Origin of the sequence: Microcystis sp. M165S2 (genome assembly GCF_020245885.1) — a bacterium.
In the GTDB taxonomy this organism is placed as follows: Bacteria; Cyanobacteriota; Cyanobacteriia; order Cyanobacteriales; family Microcystaceae; genus Microcystis.
The window spans coordinates 1-2,896 of the sequence record NZ_JADBTZ010000026.1; the positions used below are offsets into that span (position 1 = coordinate 1).

A 2,896-nucleotide genomic window follows, 5' to 3' on the forward strand; every position below is an offset into this window, starting at 1 on the left:
CACTTTTTCTCGGTCAATGATGACAATAAGTTATAGCTTAGAAGCTAATCAACAACTAAAGCTTATGCTTGTAGCTAAGTGAAATCATTGATTAAGAGACCTGTGCTTTTCAATAACTTTTTCAGCAGACCCTAAGTAGGTAGGCGTTAAAAATTATCAGACACCCTCCTTATTAAGGGGGGATCCCCCCGCCTATCGGCACCCCCCTTATCAAGGGGGGCAGGGGGGATCGAACCTAAAATCTATTTTTAATTTAATTATAACCAGCTACTTAATTCATCATTCATAATTCATCATTCATAATTCATAATTCCCATGTAGTCTTAACGGGTTACTCCATCCACCACCGGACGGACATCGCTGCCCTCAAAATAGCCGGGGTTGCCTGTCCAATTGAAATCCGAGACGCGGATGTTGAGTATTCCCAACTGCAGCACAGGGTTATAGCGCAAAATTAAACTATAGGTGCGACGACTCCATTCGAGAAAATATTCTGTACTGATTTCCTTGGCTTGATCGATACTGTAAATACTCTGGAAACCCACACGAATCGGACCATATACCTGTTGAGTTATACCATAGGACATTGTTTGTTGATCAACAAAGCGATCGAAGAAAAAGGGTGATTGTCCGTTAACTAAACCCTGACTAAAACTGATATTAAACCCAGTATAGTCGAAGAAATTGCGGGAAAAACGCCCAAACTGCCCTAATAATCCCACGGTTCCAGTGACGGAATTTTGCGTCTCTCCATTAGTGTAATAACTGGTGACACCAGTTACACCAGTGACAATAGCAATATAGGGTTGAACGGGAAGAGGAGAAAATCTTAAACCTTGGTCGGGAGTCGGTGGTAAAGTAAGGGCAGACCAGAGTAAAAAACTGCGATTGAGAGAGACAGCACCCTGAAAACGGCTTAAATTAGTGACATTATCCGTTGCATTGGCCGCTAAGAGATTACTGCGATCGGTGGGTGCGTTGATATTCTGAACAGAAGCTTGATAACTGAGTCTAATATCCGTATTCGGGACGACAATCACAGGTGAGGTCAAAATTGACCCAAAACTGCTATTAACCGTCTGAAACCCCAAAGAACCGTTAAAAAGACGCTCGCGATAATTGTACTCCACATTGAGCAGATAGGGATCCTGCAACTGTCCGATCGTCTGTTGAAAGCGAATTTTAGAACGAACACTATTTTCGATCTGTTCCAAATCCAAATTAGAAAAAGAAGCTGTCGCTTGCAAAAACGAGCGCTCGCCAAAATTAGTGGCAAAATTGCCCAATAAACCAAAAGCTTTCGGACTAAGGGCCGAAACTTCCCCACCTCCGGGGTTAGCTGAGGGAAAAGCATCGGGATTAAGGACTTTTTGAATTAAATATTGCGGTGTCAACTCAAAAATAGTCTTCGGTGTCTCCACTAAAGTTAGGGGACTTTCTACGAAAAATCCGCCCCGATCCTCCCCATCATAGCCCGGAGCAATTAAAAAAGGACGACGACGACGGCGATCGAACGTAAGACTATTAATAAAAGTGGGTGCCACTACCCGTTGATCGAAAACCAACTGGGAATTACTCATCCGCAACTCATTGGTAAAGGGGCCGGTACTGCGAAAAGTGGCGGAATTAGCCCGAACTTCCAATTCAGGGGGGGAAAAAGGGTCATTCGTCAGACGCACATTAGTGGCATTCCACACCTTACCATCAAAATTCAAGCGTTCGGCCTGAAAACGGACACGATTAATCGTTCCTCCCGAGGGACTACTAATATTCTGTCGATCGCGTCGACTGGGATCCTGTCCCCCGACGACAAATTGAAAACCCTCTCCCGTGGTAATTCTCTGCAAGGGTTGATTTAATGCCAAACGATCGGTTAGGGTTGCAAAAGAACTACCGGCCCCCACATCCGTGGGCAGCGTTTGTCCTAAATCCCTAGCGGTGCTGGGTTGAAAAATCTCCCCATTAGCATTAAATACCACACCGCTATCCTGGACGAAATAATACTCAAAGCGATCGCCGCGCAGGATCTGATCTCCCCGGGTTAGGATCACCTGGCCCTCCGCTACCGCTAACTTTTCGGGAAGATTAATCTGTAAGCGATCGGCCGTTAGTACACTTTGGGCAAAACGCAGGGTGACATTACCTCTAGCGGTGATAATCTGCCGATTTTGGTCAAATTCCTGCTCATCGGCCACCAATTCTAGAGGCCTTTCCTCTTCTGGATTAGCGGTCTGATCTAGACCGTTATTGAGGGAAATCAAGTATTCTTGGCTGGTTTTTTCGCCTTTTTTCCGCACTAATAGCCGAGTTGAGCCATTTTTCTGGTTAAGAGCCTTTTGATTTAATCCTGACACTATCTCGGTTTCGGGATGAATGGTGACATCAACGGCCGCGGGGGGTGGAGAATTCTGAATAGAAAGGGGTTTTCCTAAAGCTGCCGCATCACCTGCACTGCTAGGTAATGGTTTGAGGGGAATACCCTCATCGGGAACCAAGGGTTTTACCTCGACGGTTTCCGGGGGTGGAGTGACGGTGAGGGGAATAGAAACGCTCTCTTCTGAAAGCTTTTTTGCTTCTAGAGGTGCTGGGGTGACAGGGAGGGAAACTACAGACGTGGGACTATTTTCCGAAACTTGGCGCTCCTCCGTTTCCGGTTCAGCTACAGTATTAATCAGGGCAGGTGGTTCAACAGCTAAGAGAAAAAAAGACATGACTGCACGAGTCGGCGATCAAAATAGAGGACGAGCGAACCTCATTGACATCCTCGCCGCCCTAAAAGTGCGGCGATTCCTAAACCTCACGATTTAAGTTTCTGCTTCCACCACCGTCGCATACCACAGTTAAAAAACCATGTACTGTCTTACACAGAGTCCACAGACTTTCGCCCCATTTCAGA

General features: G+C 46.0%; 1 protein-coding gene. It reads right to left on the reverse strand.

Annotated features, from left to right (window positions below; translation table 11 throughout):
* Positions 1 to 323 precede the first annotated feature (323 nt).
* Positions 324 to 2,711 (reverse strand): DUF3769 domain-containing protein, encoded by a 2,388-nt coding sequence (locus IM479_RS01385; protein WP_287685826.1) that lies wholly within the window; start codon positions 2,709 to 2,711, stop codon positions 324 to 326.
* Between the last annotated feature and the right edge of the window lie 185 nt (positions 2,712 to 2,896).

Coding starts and splice junctions, on each gene's coding strand:
- IM479_RS01385 (WP_287685826.1), bottom strand. CDS start 2,711: ATGTCTTTTTTTCTCTTAGCTGTTGAACCACCTGCCCTGATTAATACT.